This is a genomic window from Flavobacterium sp. (assembly GCF_029242675.1).
Lineage (GTDB): Bacteria > Bacteroidota > Bacteroidia > Flavobacteriales > Flavobacteriaceae > Flavobacterium.
This window is the reverse complement of sequence record NZ_JAQWTM010000362.1, coordinates 1-3,511: the sequence shown is the minus strand read 5'-3', so window position 1 is coordinate 3,511 and position 3,511 is coordinate 1. Positions and strand designations below refer to the sequence as shown.

Genomic DNA, 3,511 nt, shown 5'->3' with positions numbered 1-3,511 from the left:
TGTTCGACTCATCACAGCTCTCGAATTAGGATCGTTTTCACAAAAAACCAAAAAGAGTTTTATTTCATCATCCTTTAAGGCCAGCGTATTAGAGAAAAAAGAATAATTTAGCGCTGACAAAGCCAATTCAGAGAAACTCGTATCCTGATAAAAGTCGGTTTTCTTAGGATTGTCCTTTCTCAAAACTTTAATAACATCTTTATATATTCTAGCAAAATCCGTTCCGTTTTCTAAATCCAACATCGGGAGCATTGTTTTGTTTTTAGGAGAAGACTTTTCATCATCAAAAAACTTCATATCAACATATTTTTGGGTACCACCTTGAACGGGATTCAGTTGTTTTTTGGCTAAAATCAAAACTTCGGATAGTTCATTCGTGAAAATCTCAAGATTCACCACCAAAACTTTATTGATAAAGTCCTCTTCTTTAAGTATTACTCTTTTTGATTTAAACGTTAAACTCGAGAATACCAGCGTGTCTTGCACTTTAGCATTTAACGTAAAATAACCATATTGATTTACCACAGTACCATTTTTAGAATTGACATCAAAAACGATGACGTTTTCAATAGTCGCCAAATCATTGCGAACTTGACCTTTTAAAATCCTATTAGCGGTTATTTGACTGTACGAAAATTGAGCTGCAAGTGCCAAAAGAAGAAACGTAATTTTAATTTTCATAAACTGTGATTTTATTATATTTTTTTGCAAGCGTAATAATTAAGAACATGCAAAGTGTTTTGTTTTTGGACTCTAAAGCACTAACAAATTCTGCGTCTTCAATACAGTAATACTGAAACCCTTTGATATAATCTTTATGAATTTTTAAGGTTTCAATATAATATTTGTCTTCGAAAAGATACTCTAGTCGCTCTAGTGCTCTCAAGTTTTTTTCTACTATTACCCCTTTCTTAAGTTCAGCCGTTCTACCAGAAATCCAATTTAAAGGCCGATCTAACAAACCAGATCGTGCGGTATATAATTTTCTTTCGGCAGGAGTATATCTTTTTTGATCAGCAGAAACAATCCCAAGATGAGTCGCGGTAATTTGAGAGTCTTCGTTAATAATAACTTCTTGAAGCGCAATACTATTTGTACTCATCGAAATTAGAATACTCCCTGCTTTTACATCTTCCTTGGTAATCCTTTTTTGTAAAGTTACGAGATTTACTGCAGAAAAAACCAAAACATCTCCTTCATTTACCTCTAAAGTAAAAACACCTTTAGCATTGGTTGTTGTTGTTTTATCTTTGCTAACGTTATTGACATTAACCGCTTCTACTGCTACAGCATCGACTGTAACGCTACCAGAAAGCACAACTGAGGCGCCATTTTGAGCATGGATCCATTGAACAACGAAAAACAAATAAAAGAAGAAAAATTTATGGCTGCTCACTTTTAATAATTTCATTATAACTAACCGCTAGCTCAATTATTAAAAATTTTGCCATGGTTATATTATTACTTTTTAAATAGTCAACAAATGTATTGTTTTCGATGATGTAAAACTTGAATCCTTCGATATAATCAACGGGGATATTTAATTTTTTAGTGTAAAAGTCTTGAACAAAGTATTCGTCTAGCTTCTCGATCATGGCAAGCTTCCCTTCAAGTACAACCAATTTCTTTAAGCGCTTCGTTCTTCCGTTTATTTTATTAATCAAAGGGTCCAATGGCATACTTCCTCCTATCAATCCTAACAACATAATAGGTTTCCAATCGCCAGCTGTTTGCAAATGGCGCTCGGCTTGCGTGTACCGCTTTTGTCCAAACGGAATTACACCGATACTTTCGGTAGTTATTTTTGATGTTTTTGGAATAACCACCTCTTCGAGTTGAATATTTACATATTGCATTGCAACAGCAATAAATCCCTCTGAAAAAATGGTATTGGTAACTATCAACTCTTTTGCCATCACGTTAACCGCCGAAAAATGCAAAACATCACCCTCTCTAACTTCTAGCTCGAAAAATCCATTTGCATCGGTCGTAGTAACTTGTTTACTACTTTGATTGCTAACGTTAGCTGAACTAACAGGTATTGAATTCACAACTACTTTACCACTACATTTTTTTCTATATAGGGTTTGTCCCAAGGTGTATTGAGACAACAAAACAAACAGAACCAAAATAAGCGTATTATTTGTTTTCACTACCAATTATCTCTTTATACTTAATTGCTAATTCGCTTAATAAAAACTCAGTTGTGACATAGTTTTTAGTTTCTAAAATCATAGTAAATCTCTCATTATCCACAGCATAATACTCGAAGCCTTTTATATACTCACTTGGAATTTTAAGTTTATTTAAAAAATGATTTTTATCAAACATATCGTCAAGTAGGTTGATGAAAAATAATTTTTTCTCGACTACTAATTCTTTTTTCAACATTGCAGTTCGCCCTGATATAAGATTTAGTACCGGATCAAATCCCATAGGATTTAAGCGCGATGAACTAGCGGTAGCATACCTTCGCTCAGCCACCGTATATTTTTTCTGGTTTACTGGAACGATACCTAAGGCAACTGAATTTATATTATTATATCTTTTTATAACGACTTCTTGAAGCTCAATCATAGCAGGTTGCATTTTAACAAAAAGAAGCACAGAATTAAAATCATTCTCTTTAAGGACAATTTTCACACTCTTATACTGTATAGCCGAAAACAACATGGTATCGCCCGGCATCGCTTTAGTTTCGAAATAGCCATCTGTATCTGTTATGACCGCTTTCTCTGTTCGAAGGTTTATAACATAAATTCCATCAACAGTTGTACCATCTGCATTAACCCTACCTTTTAAATCCTCTAAAATAGCAGATTGACCATAATTCACAACTGAAAACAGCATTAATCCTATAAAATAATAATTCTTGCAGTAGCTAACCATCATGCTTTTACTTCTTTAATTGTAAAAGTATCCCAAGCCGCTCCAAATTAATTACTAATGCATTCGTAAAAATTTGTTAATAATACCGCTTCCTTTTTTAATAAGGATTGCTGATTTTATATCTTAGTACCAAAAATAATTTATGAAAAATATAATAATAGCGAGTACCTCAACACTTCACGACTCAGGATATCTTGAGTACCTACTACCCGACCTTAGCGTTCATTTTAAAGATTGCAAAACCATACTATTCATTCCTTACGCACGCCCAAGCGGAATAACACATGAAGAGTACACCGATAAGGCAGCAACAGCTTTCGCCAAAATTAATATCGCACTTAAGGGAATTCATGAATATGAAGATCCAATTAGTGCTTTGAAAAATGCAGAAGGTATCTTTACCGGTGGAGGAAATACTTTTTTACTGGTAACACAATTGTACAAAAACAATATTATAACCACTCTAGCTGATGTTATAAAAAGCGGAACTCCTTATTTAGGTACTAGTGCAGGAAGTGTAATTTGCGGCCTTAGCATGCAAAACACGAATGATATGCCAATTATTTACCCACCAAGCTTTCAAACATTAGGCGTAATTCCTTTTAATATAAATGCTCACTAT

General features: G+C 33.8%; 5 protein-coding genes. 1 reads left to right on the top strand and 4 read right to left on the bottom strand.

All coding sequences use genetic code 11. From position 1 onward, the window contains the following. From P8M54_RS13325 to P8M54_RS13310, 4 genes are all read right to left on the bottom strand, one after another. Positions 1-681: hypothetical protein (locus P8M54_RS13325; protein ID WP_300288428.1), on the bottom strand; the 681-nt coding region annotated here is incomplete at its 3' end. Next, positions 671-1,411, bottom strand: a complete 741-nt coding sequence (locus P8M54_RS13320; RefSeq protein WP_300288426.1) for a hypothetical protein — start codon at positions 1,409-1,411, stop codon at positions 671-673. The genes P8M54_RS13325 and P8M54_RS13320, both read right to left, overlap by 11 nt. After that, positions 1,383-2,153, bottom strand: a complete 771-nt coding sequence (locus P8M54_RS13315; RefSeq protein ID WP_300288425.1) for a hypothetical protein — start codon at positions 2,151-2,153, stop codon at positions 1,383-1,385. The genes P8M54_RS13320 and P8M54_RS13315 overlap by 29 nt, the downstream gene beginning before the upstream one ends. Beyond that, entirely contained in the window at positions 2,140-2,892 is a 753-nt protein-coding gene (locus tag P8M54_RS13310) for a carboxypeptidase-like regulatory domain-containing protein (RefSeq protein ID WP_300288424.1), read from the bottom strand. The genes P8M54_RS13315 and P8M54_RS13310 overlap by 14 nt, the downstream gene beginning before the upstream one ends. Before the next feature lie 139 nt (positions 2,893-3,031). Between P8M54_RS13310 and pepE the strand changes: the two genes are divergently transcribed. Then, on the top strand, positions 3,032-3,511 hold a 480-nt coding region (gene pepE, locus P8M54_RS13305; RefSeq protein ID WP_300288422.1), incomplete at its 3' end, for a dipeptidase PepE.

Excerpts from the sequence above, each read along its gene's own strand:
- P8M54_RS13320 (WP_300288426.1), bottom strand. The coding sequence starts at position 1,411 with ATGAAATTATTAAAAGTGAGCAGCCATAAATTTTTCTTCTTTTATTTG.
- P8M54_RS13310 (WP_300288424.1), bottom strand. The coding sequence starts at position 2,892 with ATGATGGTTAGCTACTGCAAGAATTATTATTTTATAGGATTAATGCTG.